Below are 22,794 nucleotides of genomic sequence, written 5' to 3'. Positions count from 1 at the left end.
CGACCGGCTCGGTGTACCACCACGTGGACGGCCGCGACGGCATAGTGGAACTGCTGCGCGAGCGCGTCGCTTCGGCGATCGATCCGGGCACCCTGGAGCTGACTCCGTGGGACGAGGCCCTGGAAGCCTGGGCTCGCTCCTACCGCGCCGCCTTCGCCGCGCACCCCCGGGCCATCCCGCTGCTCATGACCTCGCCGGTCCGCGCGCCCCGCGTTCTCGCGCAGTACGAGCGTGCGGTGAGCCTGCTGCTCGCGGCCGGCTTCGACCGCGCGCTGATCATGCCGCTGGTCATCGCCCTGGAGAACCTGGTGCTGGGCTCCGCCCTCGACCTCGCCGCGCCCGAGACCATGTGGGAGCTGACCGAGCACGCCCCCACCCCGCATCTCGCCGAGGCCCTCGCGGCCGTGGGCGAGGGGCGCGCCGACCGGGCCTTCGAGGTGGGGCTGACGGCGTTCATGAACCACGCGCGGGTGGTGCGCGAGGACGGCTGAGGGCGCTCCGCGAGCGTGGTTACCGGCGGGTTTCCCAGTACCGCCAGTAACATGATCACCTTGACTCCGGGTGTTACCCGTCAGTCAACCAGGCGCGTCCGTCGCGACGCGCCCTGCCCGGAGATCTCGATGTCGTCTTCCCACGAAGCGCTGGAAAACGCGCGCCACACCTATGAGCAGCACGTGCGGACGTGCCGTCAGTGCCATGCCGACGGTGCGGCCTGTGCCGTCGCCAAGCTTCACCTGCGGGCCTACAACAACGCCCGCAGGGAGCACATGCGGTCGGGAGGACGGGGCGCCCCGACAGGCTGAGGACAGCACCTGATGTAACGTCAGTCCCCGTATACATCACGCACGTTGGCGCGTGGCGGCGGGGCGTGCCGGGCCGCCGGTCCGCGCGCGAACGTCCGCAGGAGGTTCTCCGTGGTGCGGGTGACGAAGGCCCGGGTGCGGGCGTCCATCCCGTGGTCGCGGCCGAGCATTCCGGTCCCGGCCACCAGGCCCTCCACCCAGCGCATGGTCCCGGTCGCGAACACACCCGACCCGGCGGCGGTCGTGTAGTAGGCCGAGTCGCTGTGGCTGGGCCGCCCGCCGCACACCAGCGGGGAGTGCGCGGTGATCTCCAGCGGCGCGGGCGTCGGTGCGCCGGGCGTCACCCGGTCGTACTCGACGCCGACGAGATGTGCGAAGCCGTCCCCGGAGCGCACACCGGTGCCCTCGTACAGCCAGTGGTCGGCGGCCCGGACCACATAGGGCGCGTCGACCGGGTAGCCCTCGTAGAGCACCCCGGTCAGCGAGGACTCGGGGTCGGGCGCGGGCGGCAGGCGGTAGTCGGTGGTGACCTGCGCGGGCCGTGAGCCGTAGAGGGGGTCGGCGCGGCAGTCGGACTTGTAGCAGACCACCGTACGGTCGTCCGCCCCGTCCCCCGCGGCCAGCCGGATCCGCCGGAAGCACGTGTTGGCGCCGAGGAAGGCGATGTTGGTCCCCGCGTCCCGGGCGGCGGTGACATGGGCCCGCTGCTCGGGCGTCCAGTACTCGTCGTGCCCCAGGCAGACGACCGCGTGCGCGCCCCGCAGCACGCCCGGATCCCGGTGGACGTCGACGCCCGTGCTGTAGGCGAGGGGGACGCCCAGCCGCTCGGCCAGCACCACCAGCGCCCGCTCGTACACCAGGAACTTCTCCACGCCGTCGGCGTCGTAGGGCCGGTCGAAGCTCACCGCGAGGGACCGTGTGGCGTACGCCCCGGACACACCGGCGTACAGACTGCTGCCGCCCCAGCGGTTGTACGCCTGCCAGGTCGCCGGGGCGTGCAGCAGGACCGTACGGCCCGCGCCCTCGGTGGAGCGGACGATCAGCGGCACGTACCGCTGGTGGCCGGTGTCCGCCTCCAGCCGCAGCAGGTACGCGCCCTCCGGCCACCCCGTGGTGTCCACGGCCAGGGCCGCAGGCCAGTCCGCGCGCACGGTGCGGGTGGCGGGCAGGACGCGCGGGGCCGGCCGGGCGCGGCCGGGTATCCGTGGCGACGCCCAGATCCGGCGGGCCTGCCGGCCGCCGTACCAGCCGACCCGGAACGCGGACACCCGGAACGACGCCGCCGTGGTCGACACATGCAGCGCGAAGGCCTCGCCCGGGGTCACGCTCACCCGGTCCGCGTACCCGGCCACCGCGTCCGCGGGGCCCGTCGAGCCCAGCCGCCACTCGGCCGTACCCGGCGCGTCGCGCTCCGACTCCGGCCGCAGCCGTCCGCCGGGGGAGGCGCCGGAGCGCGTGTGCGGGGGCGCGGCCGTGCACGCGGCGGCCGTGCCGAGGCCGAGGCCCGCGCACACGGTGAGGAAGCGACGGCGGCCGAGTCCGGAGCCGTCGCGCGCGGGTGTGGGCTCGGGTTCCGGAGCCATGCCACCTCCCGGATGTGTCCGTGCTCCAGCGTCGGGGCGCTCACTCGCCCGGCGCAACCGCAGGGCGGCGCCGGTGCGGGAACGCCGGGGCCGGGACGCGTCCGTACGGGTGACGGCGCCGGGCGCGGTCGGGTCCCGCCAGGTCCCGTTCAGGTACGGAAGCCGACGTGCACGTGGTCGTGGTGGGTGGCGTCGCTGAAGAACTGGTCGGGGCCGCCGCCCGACAGCAGCACCGGGCCGCCCACGTTGTACGACCCGGCGGCGGCCGCGTCCCGCATGAACCGCTCGATCAGGGCGCGCGAGGTCGCCGGGTCCACGACCGCCTGCCCGTCGATCCGCCACACGTCGAAGGCCCGCCCGCGCGGGTGGTCACTGGGCCGGCTGGTGCCGAACACGTCCAGTGGATGCCCGGAGCGGACCACGCTCACCTCCAGCCGGTACGTCCGCGCCAGCGCGAGCATCGCCCGCGCCACCCCGGTGTGCACCTGACCGCTGCGCAGGTCGGCCGCCGCGGCGGGCGGCAGCACGATCCGGTCGTCGGCCAGCGCCGCGCGGACCTCCGGGGCCAGTGAGCGGGCCGCCGGTCCGGGCTCCGCCGGATGCAGCGCGTCGACCGTCCAGGCACCGCCGGACGCGGAGAGCCGCACGTCGACCGTCGTCCCGCCGGCCCGGACCGTGTCGCCGTGCCGGGTCCACTGCCGGCAGACCACCAGCACACTGGCGGACCGGGAGAGGATCCCGCCGTACTGCGCGTCCACGACCTGCAGCGCCGCCTGGTCGGCCGTGGACAGCAGCGGCCCGGCCTGCCCGACGAGGCCGGTCGGCAGCCCGAGCGCCGCGACCCGCGCCCCGGCCGCCGCCGCCCCGGCCCGTCCGGCGGTCCAGGAACCGATCGCCTCCACCAGCTGTACGGCCCGCAGCTTGGCCGCCGGCTGCACCTCGGCGGAGGTCGGCCGCCAGGGCGTGGTGTGCGGCAGGGCAGAGGAAGGTGAAGGGGACGCAGACGCTGTGGGCCGGGACGGCACCGGTGTTCCGGACTGCTGGGCCGTGCGGGACGCGGAGCAGCCCGCGAGCGCGATGCCGGCCAGGGAGACGAGCACGGCCCGGCGGCCGGGCGGGGGAGCCGCGGGCACGGGAGTGCGGGTCATGGAGTCCAGTGTCCGCCGTGGGCGGGGCGTGGGCGAGGGGAGGCGCGGTCCGGTTCACGGCGGGCCCTTGGAACGGGCGTCCCGCGTGGGCGGGCTGGGCCGGTCAACGTCCGGGGATCGGGGGCTCGTCGAGGAGCCCCAGCAAGGACTCCGCGCCCTGGGCGGCGACCGGGGGCGGGCCCGACGGGCCGGGGAAGACGCGGCCCCAGGACGCGGCACGGCTCAGGGCGCTCAGCCGCCATCCCAGACGGGCCGCGCGCCGCAGGGCCGCCGGGGTGCGGCCGGACCCCGTCCACGGCTCCAGATAGGCGTCGAGCAGCCGCGGCAGCACTTCCGGGCCGTACCGCGCCATCGCCTTCTCGGCGGGGATCCGCAGGCTGCAGAACGGGTGCGAGACGGCGGCGTCGCCCCAGTCGAAGAACGTGAACCGGTCCGGCGCGGGCCGGAAGAGCTGACCGTCGTGCAGGTCCGCGTGGTCGAGGGTGTCCTCGACGCCGAGTGACGCGAGTTCGGCACACCAGTGCGCGAGCCGGGGCCGCAGCCGCTCCAGCCGGGCGCGCGCCTGCGGCTCCAGCGCCGGCGCCCCGGCGAGGAGCCGGTCGAAGACCTCGGGCAGAGCCGCGGTCCGGGCGCAGGGCACGCCCAGCCGCTCGATGTCGCCCGCGTACGGGACCAGCGCCCGCTGCAGGTGCGCGTACTGGCCCAACAGGTGCTCCCAGGCGAGCGGTTCGACCGGAGCCCGGGAGAGCGCGGTCCGGAACAGCTCGCCCCCGTCGGGCAACAGCACCCACGCGCGCCCGGCGTCGACCGCCAGCGGCTCCAGCACGTGTTCCGGCACCCAGCGGGCCAGCGCGGCCGTCAGCGGGCCCTCGAAGGCACTGGCCGGCGGATTGGCCTTGAACCAGACCGCGCCCGGCCCACCACGCCCGTCGACGGGCACCCGCACCAGCACCGACCACGGCCGCAGCCGCACCGCGAGGTCACCGCTCACCCGCAGCCCGCGCTCGGCGAGCCGCTCCCGCACCCAGCCCAGCGCCGAGGCTCGCCAGGACTCCTGCTCCCACGGGGTCACCGCGTCCGCGTAGGCGCCCCGGTCGACGGTGTCCGCACGCTGTTGTCGCATCGCCACCACACCATCCCACCAGCACGAACGCCCCGCAGCCAGCGGTTTTTCCGCTCGGCCCCCGGCATGCGGACGCGCCCCCGGTCACCGACCGGGGGCGCGTCGTCAAGCGGTGGATCAGGCGCGCTGCTTGCGGCGCAGCGTCAGGTACGTGCCGGTCGCGCCCGCGGCCAGCAGGGCGCCCACGCCGAGGCCGACCGGGAGGGTCGGGAAGCCGGAGGCGTCCGTCGTGGCGGCGGTGTTCTGCATCGCCGGGCCTGGGGTGATGCTGGTGCTCACCGGGGAGATGTGCCGGATCGGGCCGACGTGCTTGACCGAGCCGTCGGAGTTCAGCAGCACCTGCTTGTCGTTCGGGTGCCGGAAGTCGAACATGCAGGACAGGGAGCCCGCCGTCGCGTCGAAGGAGTGGTCACCGATGCGGCCGGTCCTCCAGTTGTCCTCGATGAAGCGGGTGATGGACGCCTGGTTGGTCAGCGTGTGGTCGACCTTGTTCACCTTGCTGTACGGCGAGACGACGAGCAGCGGCTGCCGGGTGCCGGGGCCGCAGCGGTCGGCGTAACCACCCGCCGCCTTCGGGCCCTTCTGGCAGGCGGGGCTGTCGGTCGCCTTGCCGTTGGAGGCGGTCGCGGAGTCCGTCGAGCCGTTCCTCGGGGTGACGTAGGCGTGGTCGTACCAGCCGTCGGAGTCGTCGTAGGCGACCACGATCGCGGTGGACTTCCACTGCGGCGAGCTCTGGATCGCGTTGATCTCGTTGACCAGGAAGTGCTGCTCGTCGGTCGGGTCCGAGTAGCCGGCGTGGCCGTCCTGGTACGCGCCGGCCTTCAGGAAGCTGACGGACGGCAGCTTGCCCGCCTTGAGCGCGGCGGAGAAGTCGGTCAGGTCGTAGTTGTGGTTGGCCTGACCGTTGTGGCCGATCTCGGAGACGGACTTCGGCGCGAGGTGGTGCGGGTTGGCCGTCGACTTGTAGTACGAGAACGGGTTGTGGTGCGGGCTGTAGTCGACCACGGACGCGCCGCCCACGTTGGTGTGCGCGGTGTCGCACTTCGCGTACGAGCCGGACGAGCCGTTCCACGCGGTCGACGGACGGAAGCCGCCCTGGAACCAGCCCCAGGTCACCTTCTTGCCGTTGAGCAGGTCACCGATGTTCCTGCCCTGCAGCGACGCCAGCGCGTTGCTGCTCGTGTGGTCCTTGCCGGAGCAGTCGTCCCAGGCCGGGTCGGGGTCGTTGATGACCGTGCCGACACCCTTGGCGTCGGGCGACTGGATGGCGTACGCGTCCGGCTTCGCGGTCTGCTGCCCGGTCTTGGGGTCGATGGAGACCGCGCCGTGCGTGTTGCCCGAGATCAGGTTCAGCGCGCCGGGCGTGGACGGGCCGTAGTTCGAGCTGTAGGAACGGTCGCTCAGTGCGTAGTGCTGGGCGTAGTTCCACAGGCCGGTGACGGTGTTGCCGTCGTAGTAGTCCATCGCCAGGCCCGGCTCGCCGAACAGGCCGCCGCTGCACTTGTCGACCTCGGTGTTCTGCACGAACTGGTCGGCCCTGCCGCCGTTGTACGCGTACTGCTCGGCCCCGTAGGAGTGGTTCTGGTCGCAGGTCATCGCCTGCGACGGCGAGAGCCGCTTCGGTGCGTACTGGTTCGGGTTCTTCGTCAGCAGACCCGCGTGGGCGAGGGTGTCGATGTCCTTGGGGGTGTTCTTCGACGGCGTGAACTTCGTGCCGTCGGTGTTGGCGGCCTTCGGGTAGGTCCCGAAGTAGTGGTCGAACGAGATGTTCTCGTCGAACAGCACGACCACGTGCTTGATCGGCGTGGCGGTCGAGGAATGCCCGCCGTGCGTCTCGGGCGCCGCGGCCCAACCGGGCGCGTTGCTGCCGAGCACGGTGAGCGCGGCGGCCCCCGCGAGCGCTCCCAGGCTCCGCATAGCGGCTCGTCTTCCTCTGCTGGCCATGGTGGTCAACCCCTCCGGACAGAACGTCTGTACGTCGTACGAGCACGGATGCTGTGCCTGCCGCGCGGCGCGTCGGCGGAGCCATGATGGCCTGTGAGTGAACACCGAGTCATGGATGCTAGGGCAAAACTTGACTGTGTGTTGACCATATGAGTCGCCAAGTTGTCCGGACAGGTTCGGCTGGGCGGAGCAGGACGGGTTCAGCCGAGCAGGGCGCGTCCGTACCAGTCGGCCGTGTCCCGAACGCCGGGCAGCGCGAAGAAGTAGCCGCCGCCGAACGGCTTGATGTAGTCCGTCAACGGCTCGCCCGCCAGCCGGTGTTGCACGGTCTCGAACTGCCGCTTCAGGTCCTGCTGGTAGCAGCAGAACAGCAGGCCCATGTCGAGGTTGCCGTTGGCGTCCATGCCCCGGTCGTAGTTGTAGGCACGGCGCAGCAGGCGCTGGTCGGCGGTGGCGGGTGTGCGCGGGTTGGCCAGGCGGATGTGCGCGTCCAGCGGGATGACGTCCCCCTTGGGGTCGTCCGCGTACTTCGGTGTGTCGTGCTCGTGGTCGCCGTCCAGCGGTGCGCCGGAGACCCGGGCGCGGCCGAACATCCGCTCCTGCTCGCCGAGCGAGACCCGGTCCCAGAACTCCACCAGCATGCGGATCAGCCGCACCACTTGATAACTGCCGCCGACCGCCCACTCCGGCTCGCCCGCGCCCCTGCCGACCCAGATCAGCCGGTCCATCTCCCGGGCGCTCGTGGCGTCCGGGTTGGCGGTGCCGTCCTTGAAGCCCAGCAGGTTGCGCGGGGTGCCCGACGGGCGGGGCGGACTGCTGAACCCGTCCAGCCGCCAGCGCACCTGGAGCGCGCCCCGGGTGTGCCGGGCGATGTCCCGCAGCGCGTGCAGCGTGGTGTCCGGCTCGTCGGCGTGCAGGTGCAGGCTGAGGTCGCCGTGGCACCAGTCCGCCCGGAGGTCGTCGTCCGGGAAGGAGGGCATCGCGGTCAGCAGCCGGGGCCTGCGGGCCGCCAGTCCGAACCGGTCGTCGAAGAGCGAGGCGCCGACGCCCACGGTGACGGCCAGCTGACCGGCGGGCAGCTGGTCACCGAGGACGCCCGAGTCGGCGGGCGGGCCGGTGATGCCGACGGGCGCCGGGGTCCCGCCGGTGGTGAGGAAGCGGGCCCGGTCGGTCAACGTGCGCAGCACGTCGGCGAGTTCGGCGCGCGTCCCGGCGGTCACGTCGAGAGCGGCGAGGACACTGGTGCGGCGCGGGGCGGCGATCGCCGAGGCCTGGTGGACGCCGTGGAAGGGGGCGATCGCGTCCGTCGTGGCGGCCGTGGTCTGCGGTGCCGCCGCTCCGCTCGTGGCGAGACCGGCCCCCGCGAGGGCGGCGCCCCGCAGGAAGCCGCGCCGGGCCAGGCCGTCGGGTCGTCCGTCGCCGCTCACACGGTCCTCCGCGGGTCGCACAGGGTGGCCACCGATGCCAGTCGCTCCACCAGATCACCGAGAACCGCGTCGCTCTGCTCCCGCTGGGCGCGGGTCAGTTCGTCGAGCGAGGCCCAGCGGGCTCCCTTCCGGAAACCGTCGAGGGTGCGCTGGGCCCGGTCCAACTCCTGGTCCAGGCCCGGCAGATCGGCGTACCGGGTGGTCAGCAGCGGGCGCAGCCGGGCCAGCACCTCGCGGGTGCCGTCGAGGTTGGCGCGGGCGGTGGCGAGGTTGCTGCCACTGCCGTAGTCGGTGCGGCCGGTCAGCTCGAACTGCACGGTGTTCTCCAGGATCTCGTGCGCGCGCAGCCCCAGTTGGGCCGGGTCCATCCGGGTCTGCGCCCATGTGTCACGCAGCCCCGTGACGGCCTCGACCAGCGCCGCCGCCGGGGCGCGCAGCCCGCCGGCCGACTCGCCGTGCCACAGCCCGTACTCGATCCGGTGGAACCCGGCGAAGCCCTTGTCGTGCACCCCGTCGGCCAGCCCCGCGTCCGTGCCGTTGATCTGCGCGTCCGCGTCCCCGAAGGCGTCGTAGGCGGCCCCCAGGCGCTCGTACTGCAGATGTGCGGGCAGCCAGTCCGTGCGGGCGGCGCCGAGGTCGCCGCCGTCGATGTCCCGCCGCAGCCGCGCGGTCAGCCGGACGACGTCGTCGAGTCCGCCGCCGACCCACTTCTGGTAGGCGAGGGCGGGCGGGATGAGGTCGTGTTCGGAGACCGGCGCCGCGCCCGGGCCGCGCTGTCCGGAGGTGATGCGCACGGTGGGCCCGGTGACCGCGTCGGCGTCGTCGGGGACACACTTGAACGCGTACGCCCCCCTGCCCAGCCGCACGGTCAACTGCCGTGTCGTACCGGGCCCGATGCCCTCCACCTCGCCGTACACCGCCTGGCTCGCCGGATCCTCGAGATAGACCTCGGCGGCGCCGTCGGAGGAGTTGTGCAGATCGAAGGTGCGCAGCCCGGGCCCGGGGCGGGTCCAGCCCTGGCCGCAGTGGCTCTGCGACACGTCGATCACGGTGTGCCGGGACGCGTCGTCGCCGTGCCCGCCGCCGTGCCCGTCCCCGGGGGACAGCGCCAGGGCCGTGCCCGCGAGGGCCACGGAGAGGGCGACGAACACGACGGGCGCCGTCCGGAGACGAACGGACCGCGTGCCGAGGCGAGGCAACGGCATGGCGAGCCTTTCCGGAACGACGTGTGCAGTGCCCTCATGGTAGGCGCCGCTCCGGATCCGAACGGCCGTACCCATGAATCGGTGGCCAAGATTTCGCCCTGGGTTCACCATGGTGTTCCCGAACGTGAGCGCAGGCCATCGGGTGTGGCCGCCTGCTACAGCGGCCCGTTCAGCGGACCGGGAAGCCGAAGGAGTAGCCCTGCTGCTTCAGCTGCGGCAGCAGGATGCGCAGCGCGGCCACGGTCTGCGAGCGCTCGCCGCCCGCGTCGTGGAACAGGATCGTCGGCCCGTTGGACAGCTCGCCGCGGACGGTGGCCACGATGGTCCGGGTGCCCGGCCGCTCGAAGTCCTTGGAGTCCACGTTCCAGCCGAGCGGCCGCATCCCGTGCGAGGCGGCGAGCCGACGGCTGTACGGCGTGAACGCACCGCCCGGGGCCCGGTAGTACATCGGGCGTACGCCCCCCGACGCCTTGGTGATCTGCTGCTCGGCGTCCAGGATCTGCTGCGACTGGTAGGCCTCGGACTTCTTGTCCATCGTGGTGTCGTGCGACACGGTGTGGTCGCACAGCCGGTGCCCGGCCGCCACCACCTGGCGGACCAGATCCGGGTGCGCCTGCGCCTGCGGGCCGATCATGCAGAACGTCGCCTTCACCCCGTTCTCGCGCAGCACTTGGAGCACCTGCGGGGTCCACACCGGATCCGGGCCGTCGTCGATGGTGATGTTGACCGCGTGCTCGCCGCCGTCCGAGGCGTGGGCGATGTCGGGGGACACGGTGACCTTCGTCGGTGCGGTGTGCCGCGCCGACGCACCCGGCGCCGCCGCGGTGCCGCCCGACGACGGACCGGCCTGCGCGGTCCACACCGAGGTGGCGGCGGCGACCGCGGTCACGCCGACCGCCGCTGCGATCATCCGGCCGTACCAGCCCCGCCCGTTGTGCCGCGCCATGTCCGCCCCTGTTCTGTTTCCGTGGCCTACCGCCGAGTTCCTGTGCACCTGTCAGGACGGGCCGGGTTGATCACGGGATCCCTCTGTTACCGATCACGGACAATTCCGGGGCGCTTCCGCGACAGAGCGGACCGAGCGTATATCCGGGAACGCCCCGCCCCCCGGCTGCGCTACGGTGCCCGGATGCCTCGGTATCCGGAGATCGAACCGTACGAGAACGGCATGCTCGACGTGGGTGACGGCAACCACGTCCACTGGGAGACCTGCGGCAACCCCGACGGCAAGCCCGCCGTCGTCCTGCACGGCGGCCCCGGGTCCGGCAGCACCCCCTCCTGCCGGCGGCTGTTCGACCCGGCCGCCTACCGGATCGTCCTGCTCGACCAGCGCGGCAGCGGCCGTTCGACCCCGCACGCGAGCCGTCCCGACACCGACATGAGGGTCAACACGACCGGCCAACTCACCACCGATCTGGAGGAGTTGCGCCGTCATCCGGGCATCGACCGGTGGCTCGTGCGGGGGGTCTCCTTCGGCTCGGTGTTCGCACTGCGCTACGCCCAGACCCACCCGGGCGTCGTCTCGGAACTCGTGCTGACCGGGGTCGCCACCGGATCCGACGCCGAGTTGACCCGGGGGCTCGGGCGGATCTTCCCCGAGGCCTTCGAGCGGTTCCGGTCCGGGGTGCCCGACGGCGAGCGCGACGGCAACCTCTCCGCCGCCTGCAACCGGCTGCTGGAATCGCCCGACCCCGAGGTGCGGGAGCGCGCCGCGCGGGCCCGGACCGACTGGGAGACGGCCGTGATCCCCGCACCGCCGCGCTCGGTCGCCCGCTACGAAGACCCCGTGTTCCGCATGGGGTTCGCCCGCACCGTCACGCACTACCGGGGCAACGGCCACTTCCTCGGCGAGGGCGAGGGAGAGAGTGACGGTGCGGGCGCGAGCGGCGACGGTGTGCTCCTGCGCGACGCGCACCTGCTCAAGGGCGTCCCCGGCACCCTCGCCCAGGGCGAACTCGACTTCGGCAACCTCCTCGGCAGCGTCTGGCGGCTCCATCACGCCCGGCCCGACAGCGAGTTGGTGCCCGTGGGCGACACCGGGCACAACGCCGGGGCGACGGGCGTGGCCGAGGCGATGGTGGCGGCCACCGGCCGGTACGCCCGCGGCCCGGCGCCGGTCCGTCCCACGAGGAGGCACTGATGACGACACCACCGCCCCGGCTGCAGCCGCTGCTCGACCAGTTCGACTTCGCCCGCGAGCGGCTCCTGCGCCGACTGACCGGACCCGTCATGGACAGCGGCGACGGCACGGACACCCGGGTCGAACCCCTCACCGACGACGAGTACTTCTGGGAACCCGTCCCCGGCTGCTGGTCCGTGCGCCGGCGCGCGGACGGGCCCGGCCCCCGCGCGACCCTCCTGGCGGGCGGCGGCACCTGGGGGCGGGACGCCGCGGCCTACCCGCACCCGTGGCCGCCCCCGGTCACTACCCTCGCCTGGCGCCTGAGCCATCTCACCGAGATGCTGGCCCTCCGCGCCGACCACACCGCCGGGACCCGCTCGGCGACCCGGGAGCGGCATCCCGTCCACGGGGACGCCGCCGGGGCGATCGCGGCCTTCGCGGACGGCGCCGCCGCCTGGCGGCAGGCCCTGCTGGGCGCGGACGACGCGGCCCTGGACACCGTGGGGTACTGCGGCTACCCGTACGGCAGCGACGCGGAGGAGCCGCTCCTCGACATCGTGTGGTGGGTCAACCAGGAAGTCCTGCACCACGGCGCCGAGATCGCGCTCCTGCGCGACCTCTACCGCGCCGGCCGGCCTGCGGTCTGACCGCGGCGCGCGGGCGCTCGGGGTCACGCCTCCAGCGAGACGTACAGCCGGGTGCCGCCCGGCCGGAAGCCGACTCTCTCGTACACGCGGCGCGAGCCCTCGCCCGAGTACTCCAGCCACACCGACCGGGCGCCCCGGCCGAGCAGGGTCGCGGCCAGGTCGTGGGTGACCGCGGCGGCGATGCCCCGGCCCCGGTACGCCGGGACGGTGCCGACGCCCGCCAGCTCCGCGGTGCCCTCGGCGGGCGCCGAGCAGAGGGCTCCGCCGGCACAGCCGCCGGCGGCGGCACGGACGAACCGGACGGCTCCGCCGCCCTCCTCGGTGCGCCGCAGCCGTGCCGCGCCCTGCGGCGACGGCGGGAACTCACCGCCGAAGGCCTCGGACAGCGCGGCGTCGAGCGCGGTGTAGTCCGCGTCGGTGACGGGGCGCTCCACCTCCACAGGACCAGGGCCGGAACCGGGGCCGGGCGCGGTCAGCGTGGCCGCCGTACAGACCAGGTAGGTGTGCACCGCCTCCGTGGTGAACCCGGCCCGGCGCAACACCCGCTCCACGGCGGGCGCGCCGTCCGGGGCGAACTCCAGCCGGGGGCGCAGACCGCGTTCCCGGAACGCGGCGATCAGGTAGGCGACGTCCCGGTCCGTGGGCTCGGCACCGGGCAGAGGGGTGGCGTAGTTGACGTACGGACTGGTCGTGGCGGGGTCGAACCCGGCGACGAATCCGCCGACTTGGTGTGGCGCCGGGCGGCGCAGGAGGTGGGCGACGGCAAAGCTCTGGACATCGGTGGGCACGGTGAGGACCTCACGGTGAAGGGGCCACGGGCAGCTGAGAGCAGGACGTGGCCGGGCATGCGGGACGGACCTCCGCGAGGGAGGCGGGCGGTGTGCGGGACACCGCGTCGTCGGGCCGTCGTGACGAGGCACGAGCGGTACCGGAAACGCCGCCACCGGGCGGGCGGTTCAGTACCGGCGGCGGCCGCTGCGGGACGCCGGAACCACGGACCTCGCTCCCTTCACGATGAGGAGGGACGTCAACTGCTCTGCTGCAGAAGGAAATACCATACACGCCGGACACCACGTCGCTCTTCGCTCCTCGGGGCGCGGTCGACCACCTGGCGTCGGGACCGACCGGCGGCGCCCCTGCCGGAGCTGCCCGCGGACGAGGTCCACGCGCTGCTCGACGCGTCCCGGGACGACGCGGCGCCTCGGTGGGGACCGTCTGCGTCTGCCGGGGGCGGCGGCCCCATCGCCGGGCGCTCCGGTGGGCCGACGCCGACGCCGACGCTGAGGCCCGACGCCCGGCGAGCCCGGTGCCGCCCGGCCACGCGGAGGCCCCGCTGTCCACCGGTTGCCTGCACACCGGCGGACAAGCAGGCTCATAGTGGTGTAAGGGTGAAACTGATGGAACCAGCGCGACAGGACGGTGCCGTACCGCCGGCGGCGGGACCGGGCGAGCTCTTCGACGCGTCCGGCGACGCGACCGCGGTGATCTCGGAACACGGCGTCGTGGTCGGCTGGACCCGCTGCGCGACGGCACTGCTCGGCTACCCGGAACGGGAGGTCGTCGGCCGCTCCGCCGCGCCGTTGCTGGCCGTGCCCGAGGACCCGGCCCGGCTCGCCGGCATCGTGGAGCGGTGCCGTACCGGGAACGGCTGGAGCGGGCGGATCGCCGTACGGCACCGGGACGGCCGCGCCCTCGACGTCGAGCTGCGCGTCTCCGCCTCCTTCCGGGTGGGCGCGGACACGTGCTTCCTGGTCTCGGCGCGGGACCGGCACCGGCAGTGGACCATGGGCCAGTCCGTCCTCGACGACTTCCTCACCCGCGCCCCGGTCGGCATGGCCGTCATGGACCGGGAGCTGCGCTATGTGTGGCTGAACGACACGCTGGAGCACCTCGGCGGGGTGCCCCGGGAGGAGCGGCTGGGACGGCGGCTGAGCGAGCTGCTCCCGGGCCTGCAGGCGGAGGCCCTGGAAACGCTGATGCGCAAGGTGCTCGCGTCGGGACTGCCGGTCACCGACTACGAGTACGAGGGCTGGAGCTGGGCCGACCCGCACCGCCGACGGGCCTACTCGACCTCGTTCTTCCCCCTCGTCGACGCCGACGCCGCCATCACCGGCGTCTGCTACATGGTCCAGGACGTCACCGAGCGCTGGCACGCCCGGCAGCTGTTGACGCTGGTCAACGAGGCCGGCACCAGCATCGGCCGGACGCTCGACGTGGCGGCGACCGCCCAGGAACTCGCCGACTTCGCCGTCCCCCGCTTCGCCGACTTCGTCGTGGTCGACCTGCTGGAACCCGTGCTCAGCACCGAGGGCCACGGCGCCTGGCTGCCCGACGCCGGTCCCGCGCCCGCCCGGCCGGTGATGCGCCGGGCCGCGATGCGCTCGGCGCGCGAGGGCTGCCCCGAGGCCATCGCGCAGGTCGGCGACAGGGTCGACTTCGTTCCGCCGCCGTACGACGCCAACCTGCTGATCGACGGCGAGCCGCTGCTCATCCCGGTCGTCGACCCGGCCGACGAGCAGTGGTCCACCCGCGAGCCGCTGCGGGCGGAGCGGATCCGGCAGTACGGCCTGCACTCGCTCATCGCCGCGCCGATGCGGGCCCGGAACACCGTCCTCGGCCTCACCACCTTCGCCCGCACCCTCAACCCGGTCTCCTTCGGCCCCGACGACGTCCTGGTCGCCCGTGAGCTGGTGGCCCGTGCGGCGGTGTGCGTCGACAACGCCCGCCGCTACACCCGGGAACACAACGCGGCCGTCACGCTCCAGCGCAGCCTGCTGCCCCCGGCGCTGACCGGCGGCACCGCACTGGACGTGGCCTCCACCTATCTGCCGGCGGACCCGTCCGGCGGCGTCGGTGGCGACTGGTTCGACGTGATCCCGCTGTCCGGCGCCCGGGTGGGCCTCGCCGTCGGCGACGTGGTCGGCCACGGCATCACGGCGGCGGCCAGCATGGGCCGGCTGCGGACGGCGGTGCAGACCCTCGCCGAGATGGAGATGCCCCCCGACGAACTGCTCGCCCATCTCGACGACCTCGTGCTCCGGCTGAGCGACGCGGAGACCGCCGCCGGCGCGGCGGCCCGCTCCACGACCACCTTCGTCGGCGCGACCTGCCTCTACGCCGTCTACGACCCGGTCAGCCGGCGCTGCACGATGGCCCGCGCCGGACACCCGCCGCCCGTCGTCGTCACCCCCGACGGCGAGGCCGGCTTCCCGGAGATCCCCGCCGGGCCCCCGCTCGGGCTGGGCGGCATGTCGTTCGAGGCCGCCGAGATCGAACTGGCCGAGAACAGCCTGCTCGGCCTCTACACCGACGGCCTCATCGAGGGCCCCGACCACGACGTGGAGCGGGGCATGGCCCGGTTGTGCGCGGTCCTCGCCCGCACCGGGGACGACCTGGACGCGCTGTGCGCGTCCACCGTGCGGCAGCTCGTGCCCGTGCCTCAGCCCGACGACATCGCCCTCCTGCTCACCCGCACCCACGTCCTCGGCGCGGGCCGCGTCGCCTCCTGGGAGGTGCCCCCCGACCCGGCCGCCGTCGGCGACCTGCGTGCCCGGGCCACCCGGCAGATGCGCGACTGGGGGCTGGAGGAACTGGTCCTGACGACCGAACTCGTGGTGAGCGAACTCGTCACCAACGCGATCCGATACGCCGCACCGCCCATCCGGCTCCGGCTGCTCCGCGACGCCCGTCTCACCTGCGAGGTCTCCGACGCCAGCAGCACCGCACCCCGGCTGCGGCACGCCCGCAGCACCGACGAGGGCGGCCGCGGGCTCTTCCTGGTCGCCCAGCTCGCCCTGCGCTGGGGCGCCCGGTACACGGACCAGGGCAAGATCATCTGGGCCGAACAGGACATCCCGGAGCCCCTCCGCGATCCGCTGCCCGACCCGCTCCCGGACCCGTGATTTGCCTTGGAGCGGACTCCAAGCGCCAGACTGTCACCGACGCGACATCCGTACCGGACATCCGTATCGAGAACAGAACAGGACGGCGGCAGCCGATGGCAGCGACCAGCGGGCAGGGGCACCCCCTGCCGTACGACACCTACCGCGAGGCCGTCGCCCGCGAGACCCTGCGTTTCGCCGCGACGGTCGAGGACGCCGACCTCGCGAGCGCCGTGCCGGCCTGCCCCGGCTGGACGCTCGCCGACCTCACCCGGCACGTGGGCTCCCTCCAGCGCTGGTTCGCCACGCTGCTGACGCAGCGCGTGCAGGAGCCGCCGCGCAGTCGCGACGTGGAGCTGGGGCTGCCCGAGGACGAGCGGGAGTGGCCCGGCTGGGTGGCCGCGGGGGAGCCGGCCGTCGCGGCCGTCCTGCGGGACACCGATCCCGAGGCCCCGATGTGGGTCTGGGGCGAGGACCGCCGCGCGGGGTTCTGGGCGCGCCGGATGCTCTTCGAGACGCTGGTGCACCGGGTCGACGCGGAGCACGCCGTGGGCGGCCGGGCGGGCGCGGAGGCGGACATCGAGCCGGCCCTCGCGGCCGACGGCGTCGACGAGTTCCTCGTCAACCTGCCCTACGCGGGCCTCTTCGCCCCGGGCGTGACCAAGCTGCGCGGCGACGGCGAGACGCTCGCGTTCGTGAGCACGGACACCGGCGAGGAGTGGCGGGTGCGCCTGGACCCCGACGGGTTCCGTCCGGTAGCGCGGGAGGACGCCGAGGCGACGGTGGCCGTGCGCGCCCCGGCCGCCGGCCTCCTGCTGCTCCTCTACGGTCGCCGTTCGTACCAGGAGCCCGGCTACGAGGTCTCGGGACCGGCCGCGGTCCTCGACAACTGGTTCGCGCACACCGCCTTCTGACGCTCACTCGGCCGTCGGCGGCGGGGCCGTCGGCGGCTGCGCGCCGGGCAGCAGGCACACCGCGAGGGCCGCGGTGTCGTCCTGGAGGCCGTGCTGCCCGTAGGCGAGCAGGTCGTCGTGGAGGCGCGCGAGCAACTCCTTGGGCGGCAGCGGACCCCAGGAGCGGACACGCTCGGCCAGGGGATAGAACGTGCCCGACACGTCCCGGGTCTCCGTGACGCCGTCGGTGTAGAGCAGCAGCTGATCGCCGGGCCAGAACGGGTACACGTCGACGTGGTACGGGTTCGGGACCAGCATCCCGATGTTCAGCGGCGGCGCCGACCGCCCGCTGTCCAGCTCGCTCACCTCGCCGGCCCGCAGACACAGCGGCGGCGGATGGCCGCAGTTGACGACGTAGACGAGTCCGCCGTCGGCCGGGATCTCGGCGAAGATCGCGGTGATGAACCGCTCGACCGTCTCGTCCCCGCCGAGCCGCTCCGCCCTGCGGGCCATGCTCGTCTCCATCCGGGCGGCGAGCGTGGCCAGATCGGGTTCCTCGTACGCCGCCTCGCGGAACGCGCCGAGCAGGGTGGCGGCGGTCTCCACCGCGAGCAGCCCCTTGCCGCGCACGTCACCGATGAGCAGCCGGACGCCGTAGCCGGTGGGGACGGCCTCGAAGAGGTCACCGCCGATCCGTGCCTCCGCAGCGGCCGAGAGATAGAGGCTCTCCAGCTCAAGATGCCCGATCCGGTGCGGCACCGGCCGCAGCAGGACGCGCTGCGCGATGTCGGCCACGAACCGGACGTCGGCGAGGGTGCGCTCGCGCCGGATCCGGTGGGCGGCCAGGACCGTGCCGAGGGTGCCCACCAGGGCCGTACAGATGTAGGAGGCGACGTAGTGCCGGTCCCACAGGTAGCCGACGGACCGGCCCGCGCAGCACGGGGTGCCGGCCAGCACGCCCTCGAAGACCACGGAGAACACCGTGGCCGCGGCGACGCCGACGGGGCCGTAGGCGAAGGCCGCCAGCAGCGGTACGGCGATCAGCGCGAAGCTGACCGGCCAGTCGACCGGCGTCAGGGGCTCCACGGCCAGTAAAGCGGCCACGTACAGGACCGGCAGCCAGCGCAGCCACAGCGGAGCCGGCGGCAGGGTCCGCGGGTCGGAGAAGCCGTCCGTCTCCAGGTCGGTGGATGCCTGGCTCATCCGTCGCTCCGGGGCGCGGACGTTCCGGCCTCGGCCCCGCGGTGTGCCGTCCCTTCGGCGGGACGGCACACCCGACGGTTCGGCCTACGTGGTTCTCGCACCCGGACTCCTGTGTCACACGACCTCGACAGCCGTCCAGCCTGGCGGGTCGTGCCCCGGAATCCCGGTCATTGCTCCACCGGGCGGCATGTTCCGTTCGGCTCAGCCGGTGCCGAAGCCGATCGCGAAGACGTGCAGGCCGCCGGAGGCGACGTCGGACGGCAGCCGCACGCCGGCGACCGTCTTGCCCGCGGCCAGCGCGACCGGCTTGGTGGCGAACACGTAGGTCGTGGTGGTGTCGGACGACGTACCGGCCTGGTTGCGGTAGGGGGTGGTCACCGCGACGGTGTTGTCCGCGAGCGGCGAGGCGCTGCCCGCCCCCAGGGTCCAGTCGGAGAAGGCCAGGGGCACCGACTGGGTCGTGCCGTCCGTGTACGTCACGGTCGCGGTGCCGGAGGCCGGGCCGTTGTTGGCGGCGCCCAGGAAGGAGATGCCGCCGGAGCCCGACACCCGTAGCGTCTGCCCGTTGGCCACGTAGTTGTCCGCGGCGCCGGCCGCCACCCTCGGCCAGGTGAAGGAGACTCCGCCGGCCGCGACCTTCGCGCCCGGGGTGACACCCTGTCCGGCCAGGGCGCGCGCCGAGTAACTGAAACCCGCGCCGTCGAAGTTCGCCGAGCCGGCCGCGGTGTCACCGGAGGTGCCCACGTCGGTGTACGAGGGCGAGCCGGGGTAGGAGCGCGGCGCGGCGGAGGCGTCCGACGCCCAGGAGGTGTTGGCCGAGGTGCCCAGCACATAGCCGAGGGTGCCGCCGCTGGTGAGGGCGCCGTCGGGGGCGTGCGCCTTGTTCCACGCCGTGCCGTTCCAGGTGGCCGACTGGACGTAGGGGGCGTTGTCGGCGGCGCCGGTTCCGTCGACCGTGAGGGTGTGGCCGGACGGCAGGGTGATCACGGCCTGGGTGAACAGCGGGCTGCCGAGGGCCAGGTCGGCGGTGCCCGGGGTCTCCGGGTACATGCCGAGGGCGGACCACACGTACCACGAGCTCATCTCGCCCAGGTCGTCGTTGCCGGCCAGACCTGACGGGCTGTCGGTCCAGATCTGGTCCTGGACCTGCCGGACCACCGCCTGCGTCTGGTAAGGCCGGCCGATGTAGTCGTACTCCCAGGGGATGTTGAGGCTCGGCTCGTTGCCCAGGTTGGTGTAGCCGCCGGCGCCGGTCAGCGAGGACAGGTCCTGGTCCAGGAACTTGGCCAGCGCCGCGTCGCCGCCCATGGCGGTGGCCAGGCCGTGCACGTTGAACGGCACCATCGGCGTGTACTGCCAGGAGTCGCCCTCGACGAAGTTCTTGCCCGACGTCGGTGAGAAGCCCGAGGTCCAGGTGCCGGAGGCGTCGCGCGGCTGGACGAAGCCGCCGGCGTAGCGGAACAGGTTCTGCCAGTCCTGGGCCCGGTTCGCGAACCGCTGCTGGTCGGCGCCGTGGCCGAGGGCCCCGGCGAGCGCGGACAGGGCGAAGTCCGCCGAGTCGTACTCCAGCGTGGTGGACGCGGGGCCGTAGAAGTTGCAGCAGCCGTACCTGCCGTTGCTGGGCAGCCGGCCGATCTGCTCCAGGTAGTCGAGGCCGGGGCGGTTGTTGTTGGCCGTGGTGGCTTCCGCGATCAGGCCCTTGAGGGCGGCGGCGGTGTCGAAGTCGCGCGCGCCGAAGGCGTAGTAGTCGGCGATGATCTCGTCGGCGGGGTCGCCGACCATCACGTACGTCTCGCCGTTGTTCTCCGACCACTTGGGGAACAGCCCGGTCTGCCGGTAGTCGTCGACCATCGACTGCGCGGTGTCGGAGGCAACCCGCGGCGCGATCAGGGCTTCGAGCTGGGCCTGCGAGCGGTAGACGTCCCAGCCGGAGTAGTTGGCGTAGGCGGCGGCGTGTCCCTTGTCGACGGTGTGCGCCGTGCCGTCGAAGCCGGGGTAGCGGCGGTCGGTGTCGCTGATGACGTTCGGGTGCAGCAGCGCGTGGTAGAGCGCCGTGTAGAAGACGGTCTGCTGTGCCGCCGCGCCGCCCGCGATCCGCACCCGGCCGAGGAGTGACTTCCAGGAGGTGTGCGCCGCGTTCCGCACCTTGGCGAAGTCCCAGCCGGGGTTCTCCGCCGTGCGGTTGCCGGTCGCGCCGGCGGCCGACACGTACGAGATGCCGACCTTGGCCTGGACGGTGCGATGGGCGGAGGTGTCGAAGGTGACGTAGCCGTCGGCGCCGCGAGCGGCCGCGGCGAAGGAGTGGGCCGGGCCGGGGACGGCGCCGTGCAGTACGGGCTTGTTCGGCGTCTCGGGTGTGCCGGGCGGGACGTCGGTGCGCGGCGTGGTGGGCGCGGCGGCGGCCGGGGTGGTGCCGCTGTGCTGGAACGGCTGGTCGAAGACCATGTCGAAGTAGACGGTGTAGGAGTTGCCCTCGCCGCAGAAGTTGCCGCTGGTGATGCTGCCGCGCACTTCCTTGCTGTTCACCACGTGGAACTGGGCTGCGGTGTCACCGTTTTGACTCCCTGTCAGCTTGAACAGGAGGTTCGCCTGGCGGGTGGCCGGGAAGGTGAAGCGCGCCATGCCGCTGCGGGTGGTCGCGGTCAGTTCCGTCGTGACGCCGTTGTCCAGCGACACCGTGTACGAACCGGGGGAGGCGGACTCGTGGGCGTGCGAGAAGCTGTCCGTGGCGCGGGCGTCCACCGTGCCGAGGGTCGGCAGGACCGGGATGTCACCGCCGGCCCGGCACCCCGGTCCGGCGATGTGGGTGAGGCCGAAGCCGGTGATGGCCGAGTCGTTGTACTCGTAGCCGCCGCCGTCCGGCTTGTGCGGGGTGTCGGGGCTCCACTGGACCATCCCGAACGGGGTGTCGGCACCGGGGAAGTCGTCCGCGGCGTTCGAGGTCCCGATGAAGGGGTTCACGAGGGAGGCCGGGTCGGCGACCAGCCGGGCCGCGCCCGCGGCGGCGTGCGCGGGAGCTGCGGCGAGGCCCACCACGAGGGCGCCGACGGCCAGCGCGGACGGGAGTCGGAAGGGCGGCAGAACCCGGGCCGGGAACAGGCGAGTTCTGCCGTGTGCTCTGAGTCGTGTGGATCGAGTCATCGTGACCGTGTCCCTTCGACAACGTTGTCCCGAAAGCTGGCGCTTTCCGCCCCCGCTGTCAAGGACGCGCGGGTGACGCGACGTCATGTTGCGCGGCCGACGCACACATTGACTCAATCTCGGAGCTTCCCATAGGGCAAAAGGCAACAAATCTTGACGCGGGTCATCGGCGTGCGTAGCTTCCGCAACGGCCGTCGCAGGGAGGAGCCCGGCATGCGCGCACACCGCGGAAGACCGCGCGCGTCGTTCCTGGCCGTCGTCGCCCTCCTCCTGGGCGCCGCGATCGGACTGCCCGGCACGGCGCGGGCCGCAGGTGCCCGGCTGCCCTGTGACATCTACGGCGCCGCCGGCACGCCCTGTGTCGCCGCGCACAGCACCGTGCGCGCGCTCTTCGCCGGCTACGACGGCCCGCTGTACCGGGTCACCCGCGCCTCCGACGGCGCCGGCGCCGACATCGGCCTGCCGGCGCCGGGCGGTTACGCCGACGCCGCGCAGCAGGACAGGTTCTGCGCCGACGCCACCTGCGCCGTCACGCGGATCTACGACCAGACCGCACGCCACAACGACCTGACACCCGGCCCGGCGGGCACCTCCGGGACGGGCGCGGACCGGGGCGCGGACGCCGCCGAGATCGCCGTCACCGCCGGCGGCCACAAGGCGTACGGCGTGTGGATCTCACCGGGAGTGGGCTACCGCTCCGCCGGAGCCGCCTCCGGCGTCGCCGTCGACGGCCGGCCGGAGGGCGCCTACATGGTGGCCGGCGGCACCCACACGGGCTCCGCGTGCTGCTTCGACTACGGCAACGCCGAGAGCACCCCGGCCGACACCGGCAACGGCCACATGGACGCGGTGAGTCTCGCCACCACCTGCTACTTCGCGCCGTGCACGGGCTCCGGCCCCTGGGTCGAGGCCGACCTGGAGAACGGCATGTTCCAGGGCGACGACGGCTCCGACACCGCCAACCTGGGCAACGGCAGCACCTACGTCACGGCGGTGCTGAAGAACGACGGGCAGACGCGCTACGCGCTCAAGGGCGGCGACGCGCGGTCGGGCGGGCTGACGACGTGGTGGGACGGCGCCCTGCCCACCCGCGGCGGCTATCAGCCCATGCACCAGGAGGGCGGGATCATCCTCGGCACGGGCGGCGACAACAGCAACTGGAACATGGGCACCTTCTTCGAGGGCGTGATGGTCGCCGGCTACCCGACCGACGCCGCCGAGAACGCGGTCCAGGCGAACATCGTCTCCGTCGGCTACTCGGGCGAGACGAACGTCCCGAACGGCCCCCAGGGCACCATCACCGGTCCGGGCGGCACCTGCGTCGACGTGGCCGGCGACGACACCGGCACCGACGGCACGGCCGTCCAGCTGTGGGGCTGCCAGACCTTCGCCGAGGACCAGCACTGGACCCATCGCGCCGACCGCAGCCTCGTCACCATCCGCCGTTGCCTGGACGTCGACGGTGACGGGACGGCTGCCGGTACGCAGGTGGAGTTGTGGGACTGCGACGGGGTGGGTGGGCAGAAGTGGGTGCAGCAGGCTGACGGTTCGCTGTTGAATCCCTGGTCGGGGCGGTGTCTGGACGCGCCGGACGGGGCGACGGCGAACGGCACCCGGCTGCGGATCTGGGACTGCAACGGCTCGGCCGCCCAGAAGTTCCGGTTGGGGTGAGGC

Annotated in this window: 15 protein-coding genes and 1 pseudogene; 6 read left to right on the top strand and 10 right to left on the bottom strand. The window is 73.4% G+C overall.

All coding sequences use genetic code 11. From position 1 onward, the window contains the following. Window positions 1-2 precede the first annotated feature (2 nt). Window positions 3-491, top strand: a pseudogene (locus tag BIV23_RS15570) (TetR/AcrR family transcriptional regulator C-terminal domain-containing protein); the annotation flags it as partial. 332 nt (window positions 492-823) lie between these two features. Here BIV23_RS15570 and BIV23_RS15565 read toward each other — a convergent pair. From BIV23_RS15565 to BIV23_RS15535, 7 genes are all read right to left on the bottom strand, one after another. Next, the gene (locus tag BIV23_RS15565; protein ID WP_245790541.1) at window positions 824-2,386 is read right to left on the bottom strand and encodes a N,N-dimethylformamidase beta subunit family domain-containing protein; all 1,563 of its coding nucleotides are present in this window, start codon (window positions 2,384-2,386) and stop codon (window positions 824-826) included. Between the two features lie 149 nt (window positions 2,387-2,535). After that, window positions 2,536-3,534 carry a hypothetical protein gene (locus BIV23_RS15560; protein ID WP_071381438.1) on the bottom strand — a complete coding sequence of 333 codons (999 nt, stop codon included), beginning with the start codon at window positions 3,532-3,534 and terminating at the stop codon, window positions 2,536-2,538. Window positions 3,535-3,637: 103 nt separating this feature from the next. Further along, on the bottom strand, window positions 3,638-4,657 hold the full coding sequence (locus BIV23_RS15555) for an aminoglycoside phosphotransferase family protein (protein WP_071381437.1): 1,020 nt from the start codon (window positions 4,655-4,657) through the stop codon (window positions 3,638-3,640). A gap of 117 nt (window positions 4,658-4,774) precedes the next feature. Then, complete coding sequence (locus BIV23_RS15550; protein ID WP_245790540.1) at window positions 4,775-6,574, bottom strand: phospholipase C; 1,800 nt, start codon at window positions 6,572-6,574, stop codon at window positions 4,775-4,777. Window positions 6,575-6,801: 227 nt separating this feature from the next. Next, window positions 6,802-8,028 (bottom strand): iron uptake transporter deferrochelatase/peroxidase subunit, encoded by a 1,227-nt coding sequence (gene efeB, locus BIV23_RS15545; RefSeq protein ID WP_107471178.1) that lies wholly within the window; start codon window positions 8,026-8,028, stop codon window positions 6,802-6,804. Beyond that, window positions 8,025-9,233 carry an EfeM/EfeO family lipoprotein gene (locus tag BIV23_RS15540; protein WP_071381435.1) on the bottom strand — a complete coding sequence of 403 codons (1,209 nt, stop codon included), beginning with the start codon at window positions 9,231-9,233 and terminating at the stop codon, window positions 8,025-8,027. Before BIV23_RS15540 ends, efeB begins: the two co-directional genes overlap by 4 nt. Before the next feature lie 169 nt (window positions 9,234-9,402). After that, window positions 9,403-10,179, bottom strand: a complete 777-nt coding sequence (locus BIV23_RS15535) for a polysaccharide deacetylase family protein (RefSeq protein ID WP_177239907.1) — start codon at window positions 10,177-10,179, stop codon at window positions 9,403-9,405. Window positions 10,180-10,362: 183 nt separating this feature from the next. Between BIV23_RS15535 and BIV23_RS15530 the strand changes: the two genes are divergently transcribed. Both BIV23_RS15530 and BIV23_RS15525 read left to right on the top strand, forming a co-directional pair. Continuing rightward, window positions 10,363-11,373, top strand: coding sequence for an alpha/beta fold hydrolase (locus tag BIV23_RS15530; RefSeq protein WP_071381434.1), 1,011 nt, complete (start codon window positions 10,363-10,365; stop codon window positions 11,371-11,373). Then, window positions 11,373-12,002 (top strand): DinB family protein, encoded by a 630-nt coding sequence (locus BIV23_RS15525; RefSeq protein WP_071381433.1) that lies wholly within the window; start codon window positions 11,373-11,375, stop codon window positions 12,000-12,002. Before BIV23_RS15530 ends, BIV23_RS15525 begins: the two co-directional genes overlap by 1 nt. Window positions 12,003-12,025: 23 nt before the next feature. Here BIV23_RS15525 and BIV23_RS15520 read toward each other — a convergent pair whose 3' ends face one another. Next, the gene (locus tag BIV23_RS15520; RefSeq protein WP_071381432.1) at window positions 12,026-12,790 is read right to left on the bottom strand and encodes a GNAT family N-acetyltransferase; all 765 of its coding nucleotides are present in this window, start codon (window positions 12,788-12,790) and stop codon (window positions 12,026-12,028) included. Window positions 12,791-13,399: 609 nt separating this feature from the next. On the opposite strand from BIV23_RS15520, the gene BIV23_RS15515 reads away from it, so the two are divergent. Both BIV23_RS15515 and BIV23_RS15510 read left to right on the top strand, forming a co-directional pair. Next, window positions 13,400-15,904: a SpoIIE family protein phosphatase gene (locus BIV23_RS15515; RefSeq protein ID WP_071381431.1), complete on the top strand. Its 2,505-nt coding sequence runs from the start codon at window positions 13,400-13,402 to the stop codon at window positions 15,902-15,904. Between the two features lie 95 nt (window positions 15,905-15,999). Then, a complete protein-coding gene (locus BIV23_RS15510; RefSeq protein ID WP_071381430.1) occupies window positions 16,000-16,797 on the top strand; it encodes a maleylpyruvate isomerase N-terminal domain-containing protein in 798 nt (265 codons plus the stop codon). A gap of 3 nt (window positions 16,798-16,800) precedes the next feature. Here the strand turns inward: BIV23_RS15510 and BIV23_RS15505 are convergent, their stop codons facing one another. Together BIV23_RS15505 and BIV23_RS15500 are read right to left on the bottom strand one after the other, a co-directional pair. After that, window positions 16,801-17,979, bottom strand: a complete 1,179-nt coding sequence (locus tag BIV23_RS15505) for a PP2C family protein-serine/threonine phosphatase (protein ID WP_177239906.1) — start codon at window positions 17,977-17,979, stop codon at window positions 16,801-16,803. A 201-nt stretch (window positions 17,980-18,180) separates the two neighbouring features. Further along, window positions 18,181-21,120 carry a lectin gene (locus BIV23_RS15500; protein ID WP_079173176.1) on the bottom strand — a complete coding sequence of 980 codons (2,940 nt, stop codon included), beginning with the start codon at window positions 21,118-21,120 and terminating at the stop codon, window positions 18,181-18,183. A gap of 213 nt (window positions 21,121-21,333) precedes the next feature. Between BIV23_RS15500 and BIV23_RS15495 the strand changes: the two genes are divergently transcribed. Next, window positions 21,334-22,791 (top strand): arabinofuranosidase catalytic domain-containing protein, encoded by a 1,458-nt coding sequence (locus BIV23_RS15495; protein WP_071381429.1) that lies wholly within the window; start codon window positions 21,334-21,336, stop codon window positions 22,789-22,791. Window positions 22,792-22,794: the final 3 nt, after the last annotated feature.

Source organism: Streptomyces monashensis (assembly GCF_001866665.1).
GTDB classification, from domain to species: domain Bacteria; phylum Actinomycetota; class Actinomycetes; order Streptomycetales; family Streptomycetaceae; genus Streptomyces; species Streptomyces monashensis.
The sequence above is the reverse complement of the archived record's forward strand: the minus strand, read 5'-3'. Positions and strand labels throughout refer to the sequence as shown.